This window comes from Micromonospora chokoriensis, assembly GCF_000718555.1.
In the GTDB taxonomy this organism is placed as follows: Bacteria; Actinomycetota; Actinomycetes; order Mycobacteriales; family Micromonosporaceae; genus Micromonospora; species Micromonospora chokoriensis_B.
Window position 1 is genome coordinate 107360 of record NZ_JOAN01000006.1, and the last position, 23091, is coordinate 130450.

Consider the following 23091-nt stretch of genomic DNA (forward strand, 5'->3'; position numbering starts at 1 on the left):
TCAACGAAGGATGCCGGCGGAGGAGTGGAACGTGAGTGGTCAGGGTGAGGTCGTCCACATCGGGGGTTACACCGCGCAGAGCGGTGGGCGGGGCAGCGGCATCGTCGCGGCACGTCGCGACCCGGCGACCGGGGCGCTGACTCCGCTCGGCACGGTGGCGGTCACCCCGTCCCCCTCCTTCCTGGCGCGGCACCCCACCCGCCCGGTGCTCTACGCGGTAAACGAGTTGACCGACGGAGAGATCAGCGCCTGGCAGGTCGGTGCGGACGGCGCGTTGGAACCACTCGGCAGCTGGTCGACCGGTGGTGCCGAGCCATGCCACCTGGCGGTGCTGCCCAGCGGCGATCACCTGCTGGCGGCAAACTACGGCAGCGGCAGCATCGCGGTCTTCCCCCTCGATCCGCAGGGCGTGCCCGGCGAGCGCACCGACCTGGTGGTGCACGAGGGGCGCGGCCCCGACCCGGAGCGCCAGGACCAGGCCCACGCCCACATGGTCTCCCCGGGCGCGGGCCGGGGGCCGATCTTCGCGGTGGATCTCGGCACCGACTCGGTCTACCGGTACGACGTGGACGACGCCACCGGGCGGCTGGTGCCCCGTGCGGCGCGGATCCGCACGACTCCCGGCACCGGGCCCCGGCACCTGGCCCGCCACCCGGACGGGCGGCGCTGCTACCTCGTCGGTGAGCTGGACGCCTCGGTCACCGCGTACGAGCTGACCGACGACGGCGCGTTGCACCAGCGTGGGCGGGTCCAGGCCAGCGAACGGGCCGGTCACGTTCAACCATCGGAGGTCGCGGTCGCCCCGGACGGTCGGTTCCTCTACGTCGCCAACCGTGGGGTGGGGAGCGTGGCGGTCTTCGCCCTGGCCGGCGAGCTGCCCGAGCTGGTGGCCGAAGTGGACACCGGTGGCGAGTGGCCCCGGCACTTCGCGCTGATCGGTCAACACCTCTACGTCGCCGACGAACGGGCGGACATGGTGCGGGTGTTCCGGCGCGACGCCGACACCGGTGCCTTGGCGGCGGTCGGCGAGCCGGTGCCGGTGCCGAGCCCGACGTGCGTGCTGCCCTGAACACCGGAGTCAAGACGCGAGGGGTGCACCGATTTGGCAACGCCGTGAGGCTGTCGCGTCACTCTGCGTTGCAAATTGGCGGTCAACTGTTTCTCCTCCGTAACTTTAGGCCGAACGGATGTGGCAGAGACCGCACCTAGTACGCAAGATGGTCACCGTGTCAGCAGGCCGCCATCGCATGAGTTCGAAACTCCACCTAGCAGCCGCCGCCGCGACGGTGGCGGTGCTCGTCGTCACGACCGGCGCGTGGTTCGGCTATCGGGAACTGATCCAGCCCAGTTGCTCGGGCGAGATCCGGCTCGCCGTGGCGGTCGCCACCGAGCTCGCGCCAGCGGTGGATGCCGCCGCGTCCCAGTGGGTCAAGGACGGCGCTGCGGTGGGCCCGACCTGCATCCGTGTCGACGTCTCCGCATCCGACCCGGTCGACGTGGCGGCCGTGGTGGCGGCCAAGCACGGCGCTGTCCTGGCCGGCGTGGGGCAGGCCAGTGGCACCGCCGTCAGCCCGGACGTCTGGGTGCCCGACTCCTCGACCTGGCTGCTGCGGTTGAAGAAGGACGCGACCGCGTTCGCTCCGACCAACGGCGCGTCCATCGCGCGTAGCCCGATCGTCGTCGCGATGCCCGAGCCGATCGCCCTCCGGCTGGGCTGGCCGGACAAGAAGTTCAACTGGACCGACCTGCTCAAGCAGGTCAACACCAGCACGCCGCTGCGTACCGGGATCGTCGAGCCGACTCGCGACGCGGCGGGCCTGTCCGGTCTGCTCTCGCTGACCGCGGCTGCCAACGGTGCCGGCGGCGATGCCCAGCGCAACACGGTCGGTGCGCTGCGCGCCCTGGCCACCGGGCGTTCCTCGCTCCGCAACGACCTGCTGGCCCGGTTCCCGAAGGCCAACGACGCGACGTCCATCGCCAGTGGTCTCGGCGCGGCGGCCCTGTCCGAAGAGGACGTGATCGCCTACAACAGCGAGAAGCCGCCGGTGCCGCTCGCCGCGCTCTACATGGAGCCGGCGCCGATGCCGCTGGACTACCCGTACGCGGTGTTGCCCGGTATCGAGCCGAGTAAGGCGTCGGCCGCCCGGGTGCTGTTCGAACTTCTGACCAGCCCCGCCTTCCGTAACCGGCTCGCCGCGCAGTCGCTGCGCGCGCCGGACGGCAACTGGGGAGAGGGCTTCAAGGCGCCGCAGGGTGCTCCGAGCCCGTCCGGCGGCGCGCCGACCGCACCGGCGAACGGCGGCACCGCGGCGGGTGGCCTGGACCCGGCCGCCATCCAGCGGGTCGTCTCCAGTTGGTCGATTGCCACCCAGTCCGGTCGGATGCTGGCCGTCATCGACGTCTCCGGCTCGATGAAGGAGCCGGTGCCCTCCGCCAACAACCGGAGCCGGGAGGAGGTCACCGTGGACGCGGCGCGCCGCGGCCTGAGCCTCTTCGACGACTCCTGGTCGATCGGCCTGTGGACCTTCTCCACGAAGCTGGTCGGCACCCGGGACTACCGACAGTTGGTCCCCATCGGGCCGCTCTCCGGCCAGCGGTCCCAGTTGGAGGGGGCGCTCGCCACCGTCCGGCCCTCCGATGGCGGCACCGGCCTGTACGACACCATGTTGGCGGCCTACAAGGCGGTGCAGGAAGACTGGCAGCCCGGCCGGGTCAACTCGATCGTGCTGTTCACCGATGGCAAGAACGAGGACAACAGCGGTGTCAACCAGGCGCAACTGCTCGCGGAGTTGAAGCGGATCGCTGACCCGGAGCGGCCGGTCCAGGTCATCATGATCGGTATCGGTGAGGGCGTCAGCAAGACCGAGTTGGAGTCGATCACCAAGGTGACCGGCGGCGACGTCTTCGTCACCAAGGACCCGAGCGAGATCGGCAGCATCTTCCTCACCGCCATCGCGCGGCGTCCGCCCGCACCGCGCTGATCCGTTGCTCAGACGCGAAGAGGTCTGCCGTACCGTCGATCCGGTATGGCGGGCCTCTTTTCGGCCACCAGGTTGTTGAAGAAAAGTGACGGCAATACGTCCGAAGCAATCGGCCGTCATAGTTGTCGAGGCAGGATGTCGACTGTTCCGGCAGAGTCGGTCCGCCTTCGGTCCGACCCGTCGACCGGGGCCATCCTGACCAGAGTGGGAGGGCCGGTGAGCGCGGCGACCCTGTTGACCCCCGCCACGTCGGCGGAGCCGAACGGCCGACGCGCCGGGCTGGTGGCGCGCGCCGACGAACGGTCCTACGTCCGGGTCCTGGTGGTGCTGGACACCACAGTTCTCATCTTCGCGCTGCTCATCGGGTACGTCACCCGTTTCGGTGACCGCGAGCCGAGCGGCTCGGAGGTCCCGTACGTGCTGGTCGCCCCCGGGCTGGTGCTGGCCTGGCTGATCTCACTCAAGGCGCTCGGCTGTTACGACGACCGGGTGATCGGCTACGGGGCGGACGAGTACCGGCGGGTCAGCTCCGCCAGCCTGCGCCTGGCCGGTGCGATAGCCATCTTCGGCTACGTCGCCGACGTCGGCGTGTCCCGGGGCTTCCTGGGCATCTCCTTCGCGGTGGGCACCGTTGGGCTGGAGGTGGCCCGGTTCGCCGCCCGCAAGCGTCTACACCGGGCCCGCTCGGTCGGCGCCGGCTGGTCCCGAAAGGTCCTCGTGGTCGGCGACACCGCCCACGTGCTGGAGTTGGTGCACACGCTGCGCCGTGAGCCGTACGCCGGCTACCAGGTGGTGGGCGCGTGCATCCCGGACGCGCTGCTCGCGCCGGTGGCGCAGCGGTTGGGTGACGTGCCGGTGGTGGGGTCGTTCCGAGGCATCCCGGAGGCGGCCACCGCGATCGGCGCGGACACGGTCGCGGTGACCGCCTCCGGTGAGCTGACCGCGACCCGGCTGCGCCGCCTCGGCTGGCAGTTGGAGGGGACCGGCGTCGACCTGGTCGTGGCACCCGCCTTGACCGACGTCGCCGGCCCGCGGATCCACACCCGCCCGGTTGCCGGCCTGCCGCTGATCCACGTCGAGGCACCCGAGTTCCGCGGTGCCCGCAAGCTGGTGAAGGGGCTCGTCGACCGGTCCGTCTCGTCGCTGGCGCTGGCGGTGCTGCTGCCGCTGATCGCGTTCATCGCCCTGGCCATCAAACTGGACAGCCGGGGTCCGGTGCTGTTCCGGCAGGTCCGCGTCGGCCGGGGCGGGCAGGAGTTCGGCGTGTTCAAGTTCCGCACCATGGTGGTGAACGCGGACGCGATGCTCGCCGAGTTGACCGCGCGCAACGAGACCGACGGCCTCATGTTCAAGATGCGCCAGGACCCCCGGGTCACCCGGGTCGGCCGGCTGCTGCGCAAATGGTCACTGGACGAGCTGCCGCAGTTGGTCAACGTGCTGCTGGGCCAGATGAGCCTGGTCGGGCCCCGTCCGCCGCTGCCCTCGGAGGTGGCCCGCTACGACGGCGACGTGGCCCGGCGGCTGCTGGTCAAGCCGGGCATGACCGGCCTGTGGCAGGTCAGTGGCCGCTCCGACCTGAGCTGGGAGGACGGCATCCGGCTCGATCTGTACTACGTGGAGAACTGGTCCCTCGCCGCCGACCTCACCATCCTCTGGAAGACCTTCGGCGCGGTGCTGAACGGCCGCGGAGCGTACTGACCGCCGCCGGTCACGGCTGCGGGCCGGTCCAGTCCAGGCAGACGACCACCGCGTCGTCGACCAGGTCACCGGCCACGAACGCGCGCAGATCACCGATCAGCGACCGGACGGCGTCCAGGGGTGCCATCGGCCCGGTCCGCCGCAGGAACCGGTCCAGTGCCGTCTCCCCGTAGCGCATGTGCTGCCCGGTGGCCTCGACCACCCCGTCGCTGACCACGAAGACCCGGTCGCCGCGCTCCAGCGGGAACTTCTGCTCGTGGTAGTCGGTCGCCTCGAACATACCCAGCGGGAACTGCGCCTCCAGGGGCTGCTCGGTGACTTCCCCGCGGCGCAGCAGGACCAGCCGGGGTGACCCGGCGTCGACCACGGTCATCATCCCGGAACGCAGGTCCAGCTCCATCAGCAACGCGGAGAGGTGCTGCTCGCCCCGGTAGAGGTCGTAGATGGCCTGATCGGCGAGGGCGGCCTGGTCGCCCAGGCCCAGCCCGGCCCGGCGCGCGTTGCGCAGCGCGTGAGTGGCCAACGAGGTGAGCAGGGAGGCGGCCACGCCCTCACCGGTGCCGTTGATGGTCGACAACCAGAGCCGCTCCCCGTCATCGGACCAGTCGAAGCTGTCGCCGCGCACCGCGTACGCCGGCTCCAACTGCCCGGCCAGGCTGAACGAGGGGCGGATCCGGCTGCGGCCGGGGAGCAGGTCCCACTGCATCTCGGCGGCCAGGGTGAGGCGTTGGGTGCGCCGGGCCGCCCGGTAGACGTCGGTGCCGGCGGAGACCGCCGCCACCTCGTGGGCGAGCGCGGTGGCGATGTCGGCCAGCTCGGCGAGGACCTCCCGGTCGTCCGGAACGGGCGACAGGCACAGCACCCCTCGGCGCTCGCCACGCATGGTCACCGGGAACCAGGCGGTGCCGTCGGTCAGTAACGGCGACTGGTGGTCGAAGGCACGCCAGGCCGGGTGCCCGGGGCTCGTGATCGATTCGCCATCGGTGAGTGGCAGCAGCTCGGCAAGCCGGTAGTCGACCTGGTAGAGCTCGACGTCGGTGATCCCGTACGACCGGGCGAGCACGTCCTCGATGCCACCGACGAGCCGATCCGCTGGCGTCTCGTTCAGGGCACGTCGTGCCTGGTTGACCGGTTCGCTCATCGTCACTCCTCGCTGAAAGCTCGACCATCGGTGGCTTCGGAGTACTCTCGGGCCACCATGGCCGAACTGAACCGTCCGACGGACCCTGAGACGAGTATGGCTGCCGCGCTGGACGCGACGGCCGCTGCCCTGTTGGGCATCTGGGAGTCTGCCCGGGAGGGGACCGCCAACCGGGTCTCCGGCGCCCAGTTGCGGGCGGTGATGGTGGTGGAGCAGTCCGACGGGATCAACCTGCGTCGGCTGGCCACCCGACTCGACATGCTGCTCAGCTCCGCCAGCCGCCTCTGCGACCGGTTGGTCGCCGCCGGAATGTTGGAGCGCGAGCCGGGCCGCTTCGACCGGCGGGAGATCTCGCTGCACCTCACCCCGGAGGCCCGCCGCCTCCTCGCTGAGCTGCGGGCCGACCGCCAGGCCCAACTCGCCGCCGTGCTGGCCGGGATGAGTCCGGAGGGCCGGGATGCGCTGCTGCGCGGAATGCGGGAATTCGACGAGATCGCCCGCCGCCAGCAGGCGCAGAATGCGCCGGGCGAGTCGACGGGCCAGGGGGACTGGCCGGGCGACCCGGACCGGCCCGGTGGGCGGTCGGGGGACTGGTCGGTCGATTCGGGCCCGCAGACCCGTGCCGTGTGGGCGGGCTCGTCGGGCAACCCGGAGCGATCGGTGAGCACCACCCGAGAGTGGCCGGCCAGCGACCCGCCGGTAGCGCGTACCGCCTGATCACGCCCGTCGGTCACGCCGGGGCCGAGGCGGCCACGGCCAGCATCGCGATGTCGTCGTGGGCCTGCCCGTCCAACCAGTCGTCGACCGCCCGGAGCACCCGGTCGATAAGCGCCGCCGGCGGCTGACCGGCCGCCGACACGAGCGCGGCACGCAGTCGGGCCTCGCCGAACATCACCGCGTCGCGCGGCCCGCGCGCCTCGGTCACCCCATCGGTGTACGCGAGCAGCAGGTCGCCCGGATCGAGGTGTACCCGGGTCTCGGCGAACCGTGCGGCCGTCAGCGCCCCCACCGGCATGCCGCCGACCGGGACCGGGGTGACCGTGCCGTCGGCGGTGACCAGCAGTGGCGCCGGGTGCCCCCCGCCGGCGATCTGAACGTCCAGGCCGGCCGGCCCCCGGGCCAGGGAACCGAGCAGCAGGGTGGTGAACTGGCTGCGCCGCGCCGCGTCCGGAGCGTCGAAGAGCGCTTGGTTGAGCAGGTGGATCAGCTCCAGCGGGCGTTGCTCGACGAGCCGCAGCGTCTGCAACGACTGACGGACCCGGCCGGTCAGCACCGCCGCGCCCACGCCCTTGCCGCACACGTCGCCGAGCGCGAACAGGGCGCCGCGCGGGTGCGGGAACACCTCGTAGAAGTCGCCGCCGATGCGCAGGGTGTCGCCCGCCGCCCGATAGCCGCCGGCCATGGTCACGCCGGGCACGACGGGCAGCTCGGGCGGGAGCAGACTGGTCTGTAGCACCCGGGCCAGGTGGGCCTGTTCGCCGTGCAGATCGGCGGTGGCCAGCGCGGCACCCGCGCGGGCGGCGAACTCCCGGGCCAGCTCCACCTCGCGTGGGTCGAAGCCCGCACGCTCGGGCCGGCGAATGAGCAGCAGCGCACCGGCCGACCCGCTGGCGCTGAGCAGCGGGCTGGCCAGCACCGTGCCCGGGGGGCCGAACCCGGGCGGCAACAGGGTGGCCAGGTCGGCGAGCGGGGCGTCCAGCCAGGGGCCCGACTCGGCGAGTTCGCCGGCCAGCGCCTCGGCCAGGCCGGGCACGGTGCTGGTCAGCGCGGGGCCGGCCAGCCCGGTGACCGGGGCGGGCTCGCCGTCGGCGTACCGGATCCACCGGGCGTGTGGCTCGGCCGGCCCGGCCGGTCGGGGCAGGGCCACGGCGACGTCGGCCAGGTAGGGGACGGCGAGTGTGGTGGCGGCCAGGAGGACCTGGTCGCGGTGCAGGGCCAACGCGAGCCGGCTGCCGGCCTGGGCGAGGAACGCGGTGCGGGAGCGTTCGGCGCGTAGGGCATCGGCGCGGTCGTGCTCTTCGGTGACGTCGCGGATGTACCACGCGTACCGGGAGCCGGCCAGCTGCCGCCGGACGCCGCGTAAACGCCGGCCGTGGTGGTCGGCGTCGAAGCGGTCAGCGCCGCTGGTGACCGCCCGAGTCAGGGCCGCCACCGGGCAGCGGGCCAGCTCGGTGCCGGCGTCGATCTCCGGCAGCAGCTCCGTCGCCATGGCGTTGACCAGGGTGACCAGGCCGGCCTCGTCCGTGGTCAGCACGGCCTCGGCGAGCCCGTCGAGCAGCTCGCGGGCCAACCGCTCGTCGGCCGGCAACGGGGTGCCGCCGGGTTGCCGGGTCGTGGTCACCGCCGGACGCCGACGCGCGTCTGACGACGTGTGCGCATGCTGCTTCTCGACTCCTCACCGGGATCGTTGCCTGAGGGCAAGGGTACCGATTCGGCCCGACAGACGCCGCGCGGCGCAGGGGTGGGGGTCAGTCGGCGCGGGCCAGCCAGCCGGCGGGCTGGGCGATGATCCGGCGGGCCACCGAGCCGGCGGCGCCCACCGCGGCGGCCTCCGCGCCGAGCGTCGACGGCCGGACCGTGACCGGCGACCAGGCGGCGGTGAGCACCCGGGCACTGATCTCGGCGAGCACCGGAGGGCACAGCCAGGGCGCCAGCGCCGCGTATCCGCCACCGAGCACCACTGTGTCGAGGTCGAGCAGGTTGACGACGCTGGCCACCGCGACGCCGAGCGCCGTGCCGGCGTCGTGCAGCGCCCGCAGCGCGTTGGCGTCGCCGGCCTCGGCCAACTCGGCCAGCCGGGCCGTAGCGGTGTCGGCGGGAAGCTCCGCCCGGGCCAGCCCGGCGGCCGACACGATCGCCTCCTGGCCGGCGTACTGCTCCAGGCAGCCCTGCCCGCCGCAGCGGCACGGTTGGCCCTCGGGGTGGACCGGAAGGTGCCCGATCTCGCCGCTCCACCCGCGTACGCCGCGAAACAGCGCGCCATCCAGCACGATGCCGGCGCCGATGCCCACCTCTCCGGAGATGTGCAGGAAGCTGGACGGGCCGGGTGGTCGGGAGTGCAGCTCGCCGAGCGCGGCGAGGTTGGCCTCGTTGTCCACCGTCAGCGCGGGGACACCGGGGACCTGCTCGATCAGCGGAGGGTGCTCGGCGAGCAGCGCGGGCACCGGCACGTCGCGCCAGCCGAGGTTCGGCGCGAGCCGGACCACCCCGGCGTCGTCCACCAGGCCCGGCACCGCGAGCGCGGCCCCGACCAGGGTGAGGCCGTGCCGTGCCGCGTCGTCGCGAGCCGCCCCGGCCATCTCGACCAACCGGGCCAGGGCGTCGGCGGGGGCCACCGGGCGCAGATCGGCCCGGTGCACCGTGCGGTGCCGGACCTGGCCGGCGAGGTCCACCACGCAGACCGCCAGGTAGTCGACGTTGACCTCCAGGCCGAGCCCGGCTGGCCCCTGATCGGCCAGGACCAGGCCGCGCGCCGGGCGGCCGGCGCCGGAACGGGGCGCGGGGTCGGACTCACTTACCAACCGGCCGGCGAGCAGGTCCTCGACGACCGCGGACACGGTGGCCCTGGTCAGGCCGGTCGCGGTCGCCAGGTCGGCCCGGGACGGAGGTCGGTCGGCCGCGGCGATCCGACCGAGGACCAGGGCGAGGTTGAGTTCGCGCAGACTGCCCTGTCGAACTGCGCCGGCCGGGGCGGGGGTGAGGCTCACCCCTTGACAGTGCCATAGGGTGGGCAAATAATTCAATCGCTGAACAAATACCAGACAACACCACCCCGGAGGTCGCTCATGGCACCCCGTCCCACCCCCGCCGACAAGTTCTCCTTCGGCCTCTGGACCGTGGGCTGGCAGGCCCGCGACCCGTTCGGTGACGCGACCCGTCCCGAGCTTGACGCGGTCGAGGCAGTGCACCGGCTCGCCGAGCTCGGCGCGTACGGCATCACCTTCCACGACGACGACCTGATCCCGTTCGGCGCCGACGCCGCCACCCGGGACCAGCACATCGCCCGGTTCCGCAAGGCCCTCGACGAGACCGGCCTCGTGGTGCCCATGGTCACCACCAACCTCTTCACCCACCCGATCTTCAAGGACGGCGGCTTCACCAGCAACGACCGCGACGTCCGCCGGTACGCGCTGCGCAAGGTGCTGCGCCAGGTCGACCTCGCCGCCGAGCTGGGTGCGAGCACCTTCGTCATGTGGGGTGGCCGCGAGGGCTCCGAGTACGACGTCGCCAAGGACGTCCGGGCCGCGCTGGACCGCTACCGCGAGGCGGTGGACCTGCTCACCCAGTACTCCATCGACAAGGGCTACGGCCTGCGGTTCGCCCTGGAGCCCAAGCCCAACGAGCCGCGCGGCGACATCCTGCTGCCCACCATCGGGCACGCGCTCGGCTTCATCTCCCAGCTGGCCCACCCGGAGCTGGTCGGCCTCAACCCGGAGGTCGGCCACGAGCAGATGGCCGGGCTCAACTACGCCCACGGCATCGCCCAGGCGCTCTGGCAGGGCAAGCTGTTCCACCTCGACCTCAACGGTCAGCGCGGCATCAAGTACGACCAGGACCTGGTCTTCGGCCACGGTGACCTGATGAACGCGTTCGCCCTGGTGGACCTCCTGGAGAACGGCAGCCCGACCGGCGGGCCGACCTACGACGGGCCGCGGCACTTCGACTACAAGCCCTCCCGCACCGAGGACATGGATGGCGTGTGGGCCTCCGCGGCGGCCAACATGAGCACCTACCTGCTGCTCAAGGAGCGTGCCGCGGCGTTCCGCGCCGACCCCGAGGTGATCGAGGCGCTCGCCGCCAGCAAGGTCGGCGAGCTGAGCACGCCGACGCTCAACGAGGGCGAGGGCTACGAGGAGTTCCTGGCCGACCGGTCCGCGTTCGAGGATGTCGACGTGGACGCGGTGGCAGCCCGGGGCTTCGCCTTCGTCCGGCTCAACCAACTCGCCGTCGAGCACCTGCTCGGCGCCCGCTGAGGCCCCGCCATGCCGTTGGTCGCAGGCGTTGACTCGTCCACCCAGTCCTGCAAGGTGGTGATCCGGGACGCGGAGACCGGCGCCCTGCTCCGGCAGGGCCGGGCACCGCACCCGGACGGCACGGAGGTCGACCCGGAAGCCTGGTGGCAGGCGCTGCGTAGCGCCGCCGACCAGGCCGGCGGGTTGGCCGACGTGGCGGCGATCTCCGTCGCCGGCCAGCAGCACGGCATGGTGTGCCTCGACGAGGACGGCCGGGTGGTCCGCCCGGCCCTGCTGTGGAACGACACCCGATCCGCCGACGCCGCCGCCGACCTCATCGAGGAGGCCGGCGGCGGCTCGGCCGGGAGTCGGTTCTGGGCCGAAGCCACCGGCAGCGTCCCGGTGGCCAGCTTCACCATCACCAAGCTGCGGTGGCTGGCCAAGCACGAGCCCGAGCTGGCCGCCCGGGTGGCCGCCGTCTGCCTACCGCACGACTGGCTGACCTGGCGGCTGGCCGGCGCACCCGGGTTGGGTGCGCTGCGCACCGACCGGGGCGACGCCAGCGGCACCGGTTACTGGTCGCCGGCGACCGGCGACTACCGACTGGACCTGCTGGAGCGGGGCTTCGGTCGGCGGTTGGTGGTGCCCGAGGTGATCGGTCCGGCGGAGTCGGCGGGCAAGCTCGCCGACGAGCTGGGCGGGCCGGGCGGTGCGTTGCTCGGTGCCGGCACCGGGGACAACGCCGCCGCCGCGTTGGGCGTCGGCGCCGGCCCGGGTGACGTGGTCGTCTCGATCGGCACCTCCGGCACCGTGTTCAGCGTCGCCGACGTACCAGCCGCCGACGAGAGCGGTGCCGTCGCGGGCTTCGCCGACGCGTCCGGTCGTTTCCTGCCGCTGGTCTGCACGCTCAACGCGGCCCGTGTGCTGGACGCCGCCGCCGCGATGCTCGGTGTCAGCCTGGACGAGCTGGCCGAGCTGGCGCTCTCCGCGCCAGCCGGTGCGGACGGGCTGGTCATGGTGCCCTACCTGGAGGGGGAGCGGACGCCGAATCGACCGCTCGCCACCGGCGCGGTGCACGGCCTGACCCTGCGCACGTCGACCCCCGCGCACCTGGCGCGGGCCGCCGTGGAGGGCATGCTCTGCGCGCTCGCCGACGGTCTGGACGCGTTGACCGCGCAGGGTGCCACCGTCCGCCGGGTCATCCTGGTCGGCGGGGGAGCCCGGTCGGCCGCGGTGCGTCGGATCGCCCCGCAGGTCTTCGGCTGCCCGGTCGTCGTCCCGCCGGCTGGCGAGTACGTCGCCGACGGTGCCGCCCGGCAGGCCGCCTGGGTCGCCCTGGGCGGTGCCGAGCCGCCGGTCTGGGCGTTGGAGGGCACCGAGGAGTACGCGGCAGAGGCTGTTCCCGCCGTGCGTGACCAGTACGCCGCCGCTCGCGGGCTGGTCCTCGACCGGCGCTGAGCATCGGGGATCGACGCGGGTGGGTGCCGCTCGAGTGTGACCGGCACCCACCCGCGTGACGACCTCCTGCACCGAGTCTGGTTGGCTGCCGGTCATGACGGTGACCAGTGGTGGGCCCGGCCAGCGCCCGCACGGTCGGGGCGGTGGGCCGGCGCACCGGCTCTACAGCGTCGTGGTGTTCGTGCTGCTCGCCTCGCTGGACAACGTGGCGATCGGCCTGGTCCCGCCCCTGTACGGCCCGATCTCCGACGCGTTCGACGTGTCCGGTCGGCTGCTCGGCGTGGTCACCGCGGTCAGCTTCCTGGTCAGCGCGGTTGCGGCGGTTGGCTGGGCGTACGTCGGGGACCGGACCAACCGCAAACCGCTGCTCATGGTGGGCACGCTGCTCTGGGCGGCGGGCACCGGCGGTAGCGCGCTCGCCGGCGGCTACCTGACGTTCCTGGCCGCGCAGCTCGTCGCGGCGGTCGGTCTCGGCGCGGTCGGCTCGGTGGGCTTCTCCGTGGTCACCGACCTGATCTCACCGACCCGGCGAGGGCTGGTGATGAGCTTCTGGGGGCTCTCCCAGGGGATTGGCACCCTCGCTGGCACCCTCGTCGGTGGGCTGCTCGGGGCGACCGACTGGCGGCGGCCGTTCCTGTTGCTGGCCGGCGTCGGCTTGGTCGCCACAGTGGCCTACCTGTTCACGTACGACGTTCGGCGCGGCCAGAGCGAGCCGGAGTTGGCCGGCCGACTGGACGCCGGTGCCGAGTACGACTATCGGATCAGCCGTGCCGACCTGCCGCGCATCCTGGCCCGCCGGACCAACCGGTGGCTGATCCTTCAGGGTCTGACCGCGCAGGCGGCCTTCGGCTCGCTGGTCTGGCTGCCGGTGCTCTTCGCCGAACGGGCCGAGGCCCAGGGTTACTCGACGTCGACCGCAGTGGTGGTGGGCAGCGTCTTCGCCACCCTGTTCCAGCTCGGCGGGGTGCTGTCCATCGTGGGCGGGCTGATCGGCGACGCGGTGCAACGCCGTACGCCGCGAGGGCGGGCACTCGTCGCCTCCATCGGCATCCTCGCCGCGCTGCCGTTCTACCTGGTGTTGTTCTTCGTCCCGGTGACAATCGACGTGCCGGACGGCGCGAGCGGCGGCGCGGTGATCGGTGCCGTGCTGGCCAGTGTGTTCACCGAGCCGTCGGTCGGGCTGAGCCTGCTCACCGCGATCGTGGCGCTCGCGTTGACCTCGGCCAACTCACCGAACTGGTTCGCGCTGATCGCCGACGTCAACCCACCCGAGCACCGAGGCACGGTCTACAGCCTGGGCAACCTGGTCAACGGAGTTGGTCGCGCCGCCGGCAACGGCCTGGTCGGAGTGGCCTTCCAGGCACTGCGAACGGCATTCCCGCCGCCGCTGAACTTCGCCGTCGGGCTCGCCGTGTTCCAACTCTTCTTCATTCCGACAGGTGTCATGTACTGGCTCGCCTCGCGGACCTCACCAGCGGACATCGACAACGTCCACGACCTGCTCCACACCCGGGCCGACCGCCTCTGACCCCGCCGAATCGCCGCGCCGTCAAGAGGTGAGACCCCGACCGGCCCGCCCGCGAGCACCGCTCTGCGGGACGGGCCGGTCGGCACGAGATCAGCCGCGCAGCCAGACGGTCACGTCGGTCCCGACGGTGCCGTCGTCGTTCAGGGCAGCACTGGCGGCGAGCACCTCGGCACCGGGCGGCACCGGCACCGGGGCAGCGCCGAAGTTGGTCAGCACGGTCAGCTCACCGTTGCGGAAGGTCAGCACCTGGTCGTCGGAGGACAACCACTCCAGGGTGCCGCGACCCAGCCCGTGGGCACGGCGCAACCGCAGCGCGATGCGGTACAGCTCGTACGTCGAGCCGGGCACGTCGCGCTGGCGATCCAGCGCGTACTCCGCCCAGAGCGCGGGTTGCGGCAGCCAGCTCGCGTCGGTCGGCCCGAAGCCGTATGACGGGGCGTTGGCCTCCCACGGGATCGGCACCCGGCAGCCGTCTCGCCCCCGCTGGGTGTGCCCGCTGCGCGCCCAGGTCGGATCCTGCCGGGCCTCGTCCGGCAGGGTCATGTGCTCGGGCAGCCCCAACTCCTCGCCCTGGTAGAGGTACGCCGAGCCGGGCAGCGCGAGCATCAGCAGGGTGGCCGCCCGGGCCCGGCGCAGACCGAGCGCGGCGTCCGGCTGTGGGTCGCCGATGCCGATGCCGTTGGGGCGTACGGTGCCGATCGGCAGGCCGAGCCGGGAGGCGTGCCGCACCACGTCGTGGTTGGACAGCACCCAGGTGGTCGGCGCGCCGACCGAGTCGGTCGCCTCCAGCGAACGGGTGATCACCGCGTACTGGGCCGGTGCGGTCCACGCGGCGAGCAGGTACTCGAAGTTGAACGCCTGGTGCATCTCGTCCGGGCGGACGTAGCGGGCCAGCCGCTCGGCCGGCTCCACCCAGGCCTCGGCGACCAGCACCCGCTCACCGGGGTAGCTGTCCAGGACCTGTCGCCACTGCCGGTAGATCTCGTGTACGCCGTCCTGGTCCCACATCGGCGGGCGGGGCTTGTCACCCTCGTTGCCGGAGAGGATCTCCTGTGGCTCCTGCCAGTCGGCCAGGTCGGCCTGCTTGATGAGGCCGTGCGCCACGTCGACCCGGAAGCCGTCCACCCCGCGGTCCAGCCAGAAGCGCAGCACGTCCAGGAACTCGGCGTGCACCTCCGGGTTGTCCCAGTTGAGGTCCGGCTGCCCGGTGTCGAACAGGTGCAGGTACCACTGGCCGGGCTGCCCGTCGGCATCGACCGTCCGGGTCCAGGCTGGACCGCCGAAGACGCTCTGCCAGTCGTTCGGCGGCTCGTCGCCGGCCGGGCCACGGCCGTCTCGGAAGATGTAGCGCGACCGTTGCGGGCTTCCCGGCGCGGCCGGCAGCGCGGCCTGGAACCAGCGATGTGCCGAGGAGGTGTGGTTCGGCACCAGGTCGACGATCACCCGCAGGTTGCGCGCGCGGGCCTCGGCGATCAGCTTGTCCGCGTCGGCGAGGGTGCCGAAGAGCGGGTCGATGTCGCGGTAGTCGGCCACGTCGTAGCCGGCGTCGGCCTGCGGCGACGGGTAGAAGGGCGAGAGCCAGACCGCGTCCACGCCCAGCTCGACCAGGTGGTCGAGACGGGCGGTGATGCCGGGCAGGTCACCGATGCCATCCCCGTCCGAGTCGGCGAACGAGCGGGGGTAGATCTGGTAGATGGTCGCCTCGGTCCACCAGCCGGTGACCGGGTGACCGGAGGGAGTCTGCTGGGTCGGATCGGTGTTCAGGGTCGTCTCCCGTGTCGCGCTGTGGGTGGTGAGTTCAGTGTGCCCGGGGCGGTGCGGTTGAATCCCGGACCACCAACCGAGTGGGCAGGACCACCGGCGTGTCGCAACCGGCGCCCCTCTGACTGACGATAGGGCCCTGCGGGCGGGCCCCGAGCGGGTCGAGCAGCATCTGGGCGGCGAGCCGCCCCTGCTCGGCGGCGGGCTGGGCGACGGTGCTGAGCCCGAGCACGCCGGCCAGGTCGTGGTTGTCGATGCCGATCACGCTGACGTCCTGCGGCACCCGCAGCCCGACGTCGCGCAGCGCGGTCATCGCGCCCATCGCCATCTCGTCGCAGGCGGCGACGATCGCGGTCGGCGGCTCCCCGCGCGCCAGCAGTTCGGCGGCGGCCTGGGTGCCGCCGTCGATGGTGAAGCTGGACTCGATATCGAGGCTCGGGTCGGGTCGCAGGCCGGCGGAGCGCAGTGCCGCTTGGTAACCCCGGCGTCGGTCGAGGTGGGTGGTGAAGGCCAACTCGTCGTCCGGGTCGCCCGAGATGTGGGCGATTCGCTGATGGCCGAGGTCGATCAGGTGCCGGGTGGCGGCCCGCGCCGCCGCCACGTCGTCGATCCGTACGCACGGCCAGTTGGGCACCCTGCTGCCCGAGCTGATGGTGACTCCGGGCAGTTCGAGGGCGGCCAGCGCGGTCAGGTCGGCCGGCCGCAGTGGCGTGGCGACCAGCATGATGGCGTCCACCCGCTTGTGCAGGTTGGCCGTACGCAGGACCCGCTGGCGGACTTGTTCCCGGCCGCCCAGGTTGTAGAGCAGCAGGTCGTAGCCGGACTGGTGGAGGTACTCCTCGACCGCCTCGACGACCGTGCTGAAGAACCAGCGGGTGATCCGGGGGACCACCACCGCGACCGTGCCGGTTCGGCCGCCGGCGAGCCGGGACGCACTGGGTGAGACCTCGTAGTCGAGCTGCTCGGCGGCGGCGAGGACCCGGCGCCGGGTGGCTGCGGAGACCGTCGGCAGTCCGCGTAGCGCCCGAGAGACGGTGGCCGTGGACACCCCAGCCAGCCGGGCCACATCATCGATCTTCGTCACGGTTTCCCCCGCTCGGTGCCCGCCGTGCCCGCCGCCGCCCGAGGGGCCAGGCGGCGGCGGGCACGCGGGTCAGCCCTTGACGCTGCCGGCGAGCAGACCTCGCACGAAGAAGCGCTGCAGGGACAGGAACACGATGAGCGGTACGACGATGCTGACGAACGCGCCGGCAGTCAGGCGCTGCCACTCGTTGCCCCGGGTGCCGGCCATCTCGGCGAGCTTGACGGTGAGCGGGGCGGTCTCGTTGCCACCGCCCGCGAAGATCAGCGCGACCAGCAGGTCGTTCCAGACCCAGAGGAACTGGAAGATGCCGAACGCCGCCAGCGCCGGGGTGATCAGGGGCAGCACGATGGTGCGGAAGATCTTCGGGTGGGTGGCCCCGTCGACCCGGGCCGCCTCCATCAGGTCACCCGGCAGTTGCGAGATGAAGTTGTGCAGCAGGAAGACGGCGAACGGAAGCGCGAAGCAGGTGTGCGCGAACCACACCTGGGCGAACTTCTGCTCGTCGACCAGGTCCCAGGCCGGCATCAGGGTGACGCCGCCGAGCGTGACGCCGGTGGAGAAGAACTTCAGTAGCGGAACCAGGGCCATCTGCAACGGCACGATCTGCAGCGCGAAGATCGCGATGTAGAGCCAGTCCCGGCCACGGAACTTGATCCACGCCAGCGCGTACGCGGCAAGGCACGCGAAGGCGAGCGGGAAGAGCACCGACGGGATGGTGATCGCCAGCGAGTTGATGAAGGAGCCGGCGAGTTGCCCGGAGGACGAGGACTGCCCGAACAGGACCTGCTGGTAGTTCTCCAGGGTGAACTGCGGGTTGGTGAACCCGGTCCACCAGCCGGTGGTCTTGATCTCGTCCTCCGGCCGGAGTGAGGAGACGAGCAGGCCGAAGGTCGGGATGGTCCAGAGCACCGCGATGACGATCGAGACGAGCGTCGCGGTGCGGCTGTTCAGCCGCTTGCGGACCCGTCCGGCCGTGGTGGTCGGGGTGCCGTCGGTCTTCTGCGTGCCGACGGCGACGGTGGGCGTTGCGGTCGTCATCTCAGCCCTCCCGCTGCTGACGGAGGTTGCGGATCTGGTAGATCACGACCGGGATGACCAGGATGAAGAGGAAGACCGCGAGCGCGGAACCCTGCCCGTTCTGGCCGTACCGGAACGCCTGGTTGTACATCTCGTTGGCGATCACGCTGGTGTCGTAGTTGCCGTTGGTCGTGGTCCGCACAATGTCGAAGACCTTGAGCGAGGCGATCGTGAGGGTCACCATCACGACGATCAACGCCGGTCGGATGCTCGGCATGGTGATCTGCCAGAACATCTGCCACGGGCTGACACCGTCGAGCCGGGCGGCTTCGACGATGTCCCCGGGGATCGACTTGATCGCGGCGGAGAGCACCACCATGGCGAAACCGGCCTGGATCCAGACCATGATGACGATCAGCAGCAGCGTGTTCAGTGGTGATTCGAGCAGCCACTGCTGCGGCTCACCGCCGAGGGTGACCACGATCTGGTTGAGCAGGCCGATCTGGTCGCCTTCACCCCGGTAGGCGTAGACGAACTTCCAGATGATGCTGGCACCGACGAACGAGATCGCCATCGGCAGGAAGATCAGTGACTTGGCCACCGCCTCGAACCGGGCCTTGTCCACCAGGACGGCGTAGATCAGGCCGAACCCGGTCGCCACCAGCGGGACCAGGAGCACCCAGATCAGGGTGTTGATCAAGACTCGGAAGATCGTGTCTTCGGCGAACATCCAGCCGTAGTTGCGCAGCCCCACCCAGTTGGTGCTGGTCCCGTCCATCAGGGAGAGCAGCGTGGTGCGAATGGCCGGTATGACCAACCCGACCGTGAGCAGTAGCAACGTCGGCAGCAGGAAGAAGAGCGCGAAGAGTCCCTCCCCCTGCTTGCGCCGGCGGGGGAGCGGGGCACCGCTGACGGACGCGGCGACCAGCTGCGCCTCTCGCCGCCGAGCGAACCAGGCCGGCACCACGTCGAGAAGCAGGAGCAGACCGCCCACCACCGCGACGAAAGCGATCAGCCCGTACATCAGCATGAGGAACTTCGGCTGTTGCTCAGCGAAGTCGAACTCCATCGACCCTCCCAGGTCCAGATCCGCCGGTGGGCCGGCCCGCGGGTGCGGACCGGCCCACCGTTCAGATCACTTCCAGCTGCTCTCGATGCCCTGAAGCACCGTCGCGGTGTCCTTGCCGTTGATCCACTCGACCATGCCCTTCCAGAACGTTCCCGCGCCGACCGCGGCCGGCATCAGGTCGGATCCGTCGAAGCGGAAGACGCCGGTCTTGTCCTGCAGGATCTGGACGGAGAGCTTGTCGATCGGGCTGGCGACGTTGGCGATGTCCAGCTTGTTGTTCGCCGTGACCCAGTTGCCGAGCTTCGCGCGGCTGTTGACGTACTCAGCCGAGGCGAGGTAGGTCTGCACCGCCTGCACCTCGGGGCGGTCGGTGTAGCCGACGACGAACTCGCCCGCGCCGAGCACCGGCTTGCCCTTGGCCGTGTCGATGGCCGGGAAGTAGAACGCGAAGGCGTCACCGTCCTCGGCCACCTTGGTGCCCTTGGGGAACTGGTTGGCGTAGAACGACGCCTGCCGGTGCATGGCGCACTTGCCGGTGGTCACCGGCAGCCCGGCCTCACCGAAGGCGGTGGTGCCGATGCTCTTCACCCCGCCGAAGCCGCCGTTCATGTACTTCTCGTTCTTCAGGATCGTGCCGGCCCGGTTGACCGCGTCGACGATCCGCGGGTCGTTGAACGGGATGGCGTGGGTGGTCCACTGGTCGTAGACCTCGGGGCCCTGCGTACGCAGGATCACGTCCTCGATCCAGTCGGTGGCCGGCCAGCCGGTGGCGTCACCGGACTCGATGCCAGCGCACCACGGCTTGATGCCGCTTGCCGCGATCGTGTCGCTGAGCTTGATCAGGTCGTCCCAGCTGGTCGGGACCGTCCAGCCCTTCTCCTTGAAGAGCTTCGGCGAGTACCAGACGAAGGACTTCACGTTGGCGCCGAGCGGCACGCCGTAGAGGGTGCCGTTGACGGTGCCGTACTTCAGCCAGTCGGCCGGCAGGTTCTGCTCGGCCATCGTCTTGGTGTCGGCCCCGAGGGACTTCAGCTTGCCGGCGTCGGCGAACCGCTTGACCAGGCCGGGCTGGGGCACGAAGGCCAGGTCGGGTGCGTTTCCGCCGTCGACCCGGACCGGGAGCTGCGCCTCGAACTCGGCGTTGCCCTCGTAGTCGATCTCGATGCCGGTGCAGTCCTCGAACGACTTCCAGGAGTTCCTGAGCAGGTCGGCCTCGGCGTCACGGATGGACGCGTAGATGGAGACCTTCTTGCCGTCGTTGCCGTCGTACTTCTCGTATGCGGCACACTCCGCGGAGCCTGCCTTGCTGCTCTTCTTGTCGTCGCCGGTACCGCAGGCGGTGGCGCTGAGCGCCAGTCCGATCACACCAGCGATCGCGAAGGCCTGGCGTGGTCTGGTAAAGACGGCCATGCCGTCCTCCTTCCTAGCCGGCGCGGTCGTGCTGGTGACCCGTCGCCGGTCCGATTGGGCGTGCACACATGTAAGCGCTTGCATCCGGCCCGGTCCACCCCCTGTCAGACACGAGCGAGTAACAATCCGGAAACCTGCGGGCTGCCTGGTGGGCATGCACCCGAGGTGCGCTGCGGGCTCTTCCGAAGATTGACGAAATCTGTCAGGCTGATCAGGCCGGATCGAAGGTTTTCGACATAGGAGGAGCTGTATGCGAAAGCGGTGGATCAGCCTGCTGGTGACGGGTCTCTTCGTCGGGGGAGCGCTGGTGCCGGCGAGTCCGGCGCTGGCCGCGCCAACCTTCAAGGTGCCGTTCCCGTGCGGTCAGTCCTGGTCCGGGCAGACCCGGTCGGACCACAGCCCGGCGTACGCAGTCGACTTCAACCGCACCGACGACCTCGGCGACCCGGTGGTCGCCAGCGCCCCCGGCACCGTCGACCGAGTGACCGACCTCGGCGGCACCAGCTACGGCAAGTACGTCCGAATCAACCACGGGGGCGGTTACAGCACCTACTACGCGCACCTGCAGGGCTTCAACGTCTCGGTCGGGCAGACGGTCGGGTACGGCAAGGTGCTCGGCTGGGTCGGCAGCACCGGCGGCTCGACCGGCCCACACCTGCACTACGAGCAGCGCCTCAACGGCAGCGACGTCCAGGTCCGCTTCAACGGCACCCTCGGGCTCTACTGGGGCAGCAAGAGCTACACCAGCGACAACGGGTGCTCTTCGGGCGGCGGCAACGGCACTGTCGACACCAGCGGCACGCCGCTGACGGTCCGCTCCGGCCCCGGCACCGGGTACGCCTCGGTGGGCACCGTCGCCGACGGCACCCGGGTGACCATCGCCTGCCAGACCAGTGGCACCACGGTCACCGGCACGTACGGCACCAGCTCGATCTGGGATCGGATCGGCTCCGGCCGCTACATCGCCGACGCGTACGTCTACACCGGCTCCGACGGGTACATCCCCGGCGTGCCCCGCTGCTGAGCGGCTAGGAAACGGACAAAAAGCGCCGGGATCGCTGCGGCCGATGCTCCTGTCGGGAGGACGGAGCTTCGGTCGCGGCGACCCCGGCGGGTCCCGGTGTTATGCCGAACGAACGCTAATTGAAGATGCTGACACCACCCGGGCCGACCAACAGCCCGACGACGATGAGGACGATGCCCCACAGGATCTGCCGGCGGAACAGCGCGAGGATGCCGGCGACCACGAGTACGACTGCGAGAATCCAGAGAATCAGCTCCATGACCTCTGAATACCCGACTGGCCGATCGGGGAAACCTGGTCGGTGTCGAGTTGATCGCCAACGTGAAACACGCTGTACGCCTGCTTGATCACCGGGTGCGCGACGTTGCGTACGCGTACCCCACCGGGGGTGGTGCCGCGCTCGGTGCCGGCGTGCGCGTGCCCGTGTAGGGCCAGCGCCGTGGGGGCCGAGTCGATCGCCTGCCCCAGCTGGTACGACCCGAGGAACGGGTAGATCTCCAACGGTTCGCCGGCCAGCGTGTCCGGCACCGGTGAGTAGTGGGTGAGCGCGACAAGCATGTCGCAGTCCAGCGAGCGCAACGCCGCGCCGAGACGGTCCGCGCTGTCGGTGGTGGTCCGCACGAAGGCCTTCATCTCCGGCTCGCCGAAGTCACTCGCGCACCGCCCGGCGAACCCGCCGCCGAAGCCCTTGACGCCGGCGATGCCGAGCCGGCCACCGGCACAGTCCAGCACCACGCCGTTGCCCTCCAGCACGGTGATGCCCGCGTCCTGGAGCACCTTGACCACCTGTGGCACCTGGTCACACTGGTGGTCGTGGTTGCCCAGCACGGTCACCACCGGTACGGCCAACCCACCGAACTCCTCCGCCACACAGCGCGCCTCGGCCTCGGTGCCGTGCCGGGTCAGGTCCCCGGCCAGCAGCAGCACGTCGGCGCACTCCGGCAGCTCCTCCAACGCCGGTCGGAACCGGCCGACCACGTCCTCGTCCAGATGCACGTCGCCCACAGCGGCGATCCGGATCACCATGGAACCTCCCTCAGGGCAGTTGCTCGATCTCCGTGGGCGCTTGGGCGCGGATCACCCCGATGTCGCTGGTGATCGGCACGTCCGGGAAGCGCTCGGACACCCGACGCAGGATCTCCTCCCGCCGGTGCGGGCTCTCCACCTCGCCGTAGAGCACGAGGGCGCGTTCCCGTCGAACCACGGTGATCCCCTGTTCGGCGACGGCCGGGTCCTCGGCGAGCAGTCGGTGGATCTCCGCTTCGACGTACTCGTCCGGTGGATCGGCGCCGATGTCGCGATGGTGGGTCACGATGTCCCCTCTCCTGGCTGGGTGCCGGCGGCCGGCACCACCTCCAGCCGGTCCAGCAGCACCAGGAACGCCTCGGCGTACGGCGAGTGCTGCGTCTCCTTGCGTACCCGTTCCCAGTCGATCTGCTCCCGCAGCGACCGGGCCAGCGGCAGACCGCGGGCGAAGTCGCAGTAGTGCTGGGAGAAGCTGAGCAGTTTGTGCACCATCAGCTGGGTGGCGGACAGGACCGGCATGTGGATCGCGTCCACCGGTCGGACGACCGTGTCGGCGAACGTCTCCTCGGTCACCGGCGTCTCGATCGGCCGGTGGATCAGGTCCACCATCCGGTCGTCGTCGAAGACCTTGACCAGCCAGTCCTCCGGTGGGCGTTCGGCGACGAAGCCGGCGGCCACCAGGGCCTCCAGCGCCTGTTCCACGTCCGCCTCCCGGATCAGGAAGTCGACGTCGTGGTCGCTGGAGTGGCCCCCGTGGGCATAGACGGCGAAGCTGCCGCCCAGGGCGAACGGAATCTCGGACTGCTTGAGCACGGCGGCGACCTTCTTGAGGGTGTGCACAAGACTCTCGTCCCCGCGCTCAGCCATCTGGTTCCTCCGTCGTCGTGTTGGTGGACCGGCGGTTGGATTTCAAACTCCGGTACCCGGCAAACCGGTCGGCCA

At 71.0% G+C, this 23091-nt stretch carries 20 protein-coding genes; 8 read left to right on the forward strand and 12 right to left on the reverse strand.

Features of this window, described 5'->3' with window-relative positions; translation table 11 throughout:
• The first annotated feature begins 31 nt into the window (after positions 1 to 31).
• From IF46_RS0110425 to IF46_RS0110435, 3 genes are all read left to right on the forward strand, one after another.
• Positions 32 to 1069 (forward strand): lactonase family protein, encoded by a 1038-nt coding sequence (locus IF46_RS0110425; protein WP_030488101.1) that lies wholly within the window; start codon positions 32 to 34, stop codon positions 1067 to 1069.
• Positions 1070 to 1226: 157 nt separating this feature from the next.
• Positions 1227 to 2981, forward strand: coding sequence for a substrate-binding domain-containing protein (locus tag IF46_RS0110430; protein WP_030488102.1), 1755 nt, complete (start codon positions 1227 to 1229; stop codon positions 2979 to 2981).
• 216 nt (positions 2982 to 3197) lie between these two features.
• Positions 3198 to 4679, forward strand: coding sequence for a sugar transferase (locus IF46_RS0110435; protein WP_030488103.1), 1482 nt, complete (start codon positions 3198 to 3200; stop codon positions 4677 to 4679).
• Positions 4680 to 4689: 10 nt separating this feature from the next.
• Here the strand turns inward: IF46_RS0110435 and IF46_RS0110440 are convergent, their stop codons facing one another.
• Positions 4690 to 5820 carry a PP2C family protein-serine/threonine phosphatase gene (locus IF46_RS0110440; protein ID WP_030488104.1) on the reverse strand — a complete coding sequence of 377 codons (1131 nt, stop codon included), beginning with the start codon at positions 5818 to 5820 and terminating at the stop codon, positions 4690 to 4692.
• 96 nt (positions 5821 to 5916) lie between these two features.
• On the opposite strand from IF46_RS0110440, the gene IF46_RS32435 reads away from it, so the two are divergent.
• Entirely contained in the window at positions 5917 to 6537 is a 621-nt protein-coding gene (locus IF46_RS32435; protein WP_036391673.1) for a MarR family winged helix-turn-helix transcriptional regulator, read from the forward strand.
• A 13-nt stretch (positions 6538 to 6550) separates the two neighbouring features.
• Here IF46_RS32435 and IF46_RS0110450 read toward each other — a convergent pair whose 3' ends face one another.
• Both IF46_RS0110450 and IF46_RS0110455 read right to left on the reverse strand, forming a co-directional pair.
• Positions 6551 to 8161, reverse strand: a complete 1611-nt coding sequence (locus tag IF46_RS0110450) for a PP2C family protein-serine/threonine phosphatase (protein ID WP_232234001.1) — start codon at positions 8159 to 8161, stop codon at positions 6551 to 6553.
• 127 nt (positions 8162 to 8288) lie between these two features.
• Positions 8289 to 9527 carry an ROK family transcriptional regulator gene (locus tag IF46_RS0110455; protein ID WP_030488107.1) on the reverse strand — a complete coding sequence of 413 codons (1239 nt, stop codon included), beginning with the start codon at positions 9525 to 9527 and terminating at the stop codon, positions 8289 to 8291.
• A gap of 78 nt (positions 9528 to 9605) precedes the next feature.
• On the opposite strand from IF46_RS0110455, the gene xylA reads away from it, so the two are divergent.
• From xylA to IF46_RS0110470, 3 genes are all read left to right on the forward strand, one after another.
• Positions 9606 to 10793: a xylose isomerase gene (gene xylA / locus IF46_RS0110460; RefSeq protein ID WP_030488108.1), complete on the forward strand. Its 1188-nt coding sequence runs from the start codon at positions 9606 to 9608 to the stop codon at positions 10791 to 10793.
• Positions 10794 to 10802: 9 nt separating this feature from the next.
• The gene (xylB, locus tag IF46_RS0110465; RefSeq protein ID WP_030488109.1) at positions 10803 to 12230 is read left to right on the forward strand and encodes a xylulokinase; all 1428 of its coding nucleotides are present in this window, start codon (positions 10803 to 10805) and stop codon (positions 12228 to 12230) included.
• 94 nt (positions 12231 to 12324) lie between these two features.
• Entirely contained in the window at positions 12325 to 13758 is a 1434-nt protein-coding gene (locus tag IF46_RS0110470; protein WP_030488110.1) for an MFS transporter, read from the forward strand.
• Between the two features lie 90 nt (positions 13759 to 13848).
• Here IF46_RS0110470 and IF46_RS0110475 read toward each other — a convergent pair whose 3' ends face one another.
• The 5 genes from IF46_RS0110475 to IF46_RS0110495 form a co-directional block, all read right to left on the reverse strand.
• Complete coding sequence (locus IF46_RS0110475) at positions 13849 to 15522, reverse strand: glycoside hydrolase family 13 protein (RefSeq protein WP_030488111.1); 1674 nt, start codon at positions 15520 to 15522, stop codon at positions 13849 to 13851.
• 34 nt (positions 15523 to 15556) lie between these two features.
• Positions 15557 to 16603 (reverse strand): LacI family DNA-binding transcriptional regulator, encoded by a 1047-nt coding sequence (locus IF46_RS0110480; RefSeq protein WP_030488112.1) that lies wholly within the window; start codon positions 16601 to 16603, stop codon positions 15557 to 15559.
• 69 nt (positions 16604 to 16672) lie between these two features.
• Positions 16673 to 17641: a carbohydrate ABC transporter permease gene (locus tag IF46_RS0110485; protein ID WP_030488113.1), complete on the reverse strand. Its 969-nt coding sequence runs from the start codon at positions 17639 to 17641 to the stop codon at positions 16673 to 16675.
• Position 17642: 1 nt separating this feature from the next.
• On the reverse strand, positions 17643 to 18689 hold the full coding sequence (locus IF46_RS0110490) for a carbohydrate ABC transporter permease (protein ID WP_030488114.1): 1047 nt from the start codon (positions 18687 to 18689) through the stop codon (positions 17643 to 17645).
• A gap of 66 nt (positions 18690 to 18755) precedes the next feature.
• Positions 18756 to 20099 (reverse strand): ABC transporter substrate-binding protein, encoded by a 1344-nt coding sequence (locus tag IF46_RS0110495; protein WP_030488115.1) that lies wholly within the window; start codon positions 20097 to 20099, stop codon positions 18756 to 18758.
• A gap of 250 nt (positions 20100 to 20349) precedes the next feature.
• On the opposite strand from IF46_RS0110495, the gene IF46_RS0110500 reads away from it, so the two are divergent.
• A complete protein-coding gene (locus tag IF46_RS0110500; RefSeq protein WP_030488116.1) occupies positions 20350 to 21123 on the forward strand; it encodes a M23 family metallopeptidase in 774 nt (257 codons plus the stop codon).
• Between the two features lie 115 nt (positions 21124 to 21238).
• Here the strand turns inward: IF46_RS0110500 and IF46_RS34745 are convergent, their stop codons facing one another.
• Genes IF46_RS34745 through IF46_RS0110520 form a run of 4 tightly spaced genes read right to left on the reverse strand, consistent with a single transcriptional unit; the run spans position 21239 to position 23016 of the window.
• Positions 21239 to 21382 carry a GPGG-motif small membrane protein gene (locus IF46_RS34745; protein ID WP_007464364.1) on the reverse strand — a complete coding sequence of 48 codons (144 nt, stop codon included), beginning with the start codon at positions 21380 to 21382 and terminating at the stop codon, positions 21239 to 21241.
• On the reverse strand, positions 21373 to 22149 hold the full coding sequence (locus IF46_RS0110510; RefSeq protein WP_030488117.1) for a metallophosphoesterase family protein: 777 nt from the start codon (positions 22147 to 22149) through the stop codon (positions 21373 to 21375). The genes IF46_RS34745 and IF46_RS0110510 overlap by 10 nt, the downstream gene beginning before the upstream one ends.
• A gap of 10 nt (positions 22150 to 22159) precedes the next feature.
• Positions 22160 to 22435, reverse strand: coding sequence for a hypothetical protein (locus IF46_RS0110515; RefSeq protein ID WP_030488118.1), 276 nt, complete (start codon positions 22433 to 22435; stop codon positions 22160 to 22162).
• Positions 22432 to 23016 (reverse strand): nucleotidyltransferase, encoded by a 585-nt coding sequence (locus tag IF46_RS0110520; RefSeq protein ID WP_030488119.1) that lies wholly within the window; start codon positions 23014 to 23016, stop codon positions 22432 to 22434. The genes IF46_RS0110515 and IF46_RS0110520 overlap by 4 nt, the downstream gene beginning before the upstream one ends.
• Between the last annotated feature and the right edge of the window lie 75 nt (positions 23017 to 23091).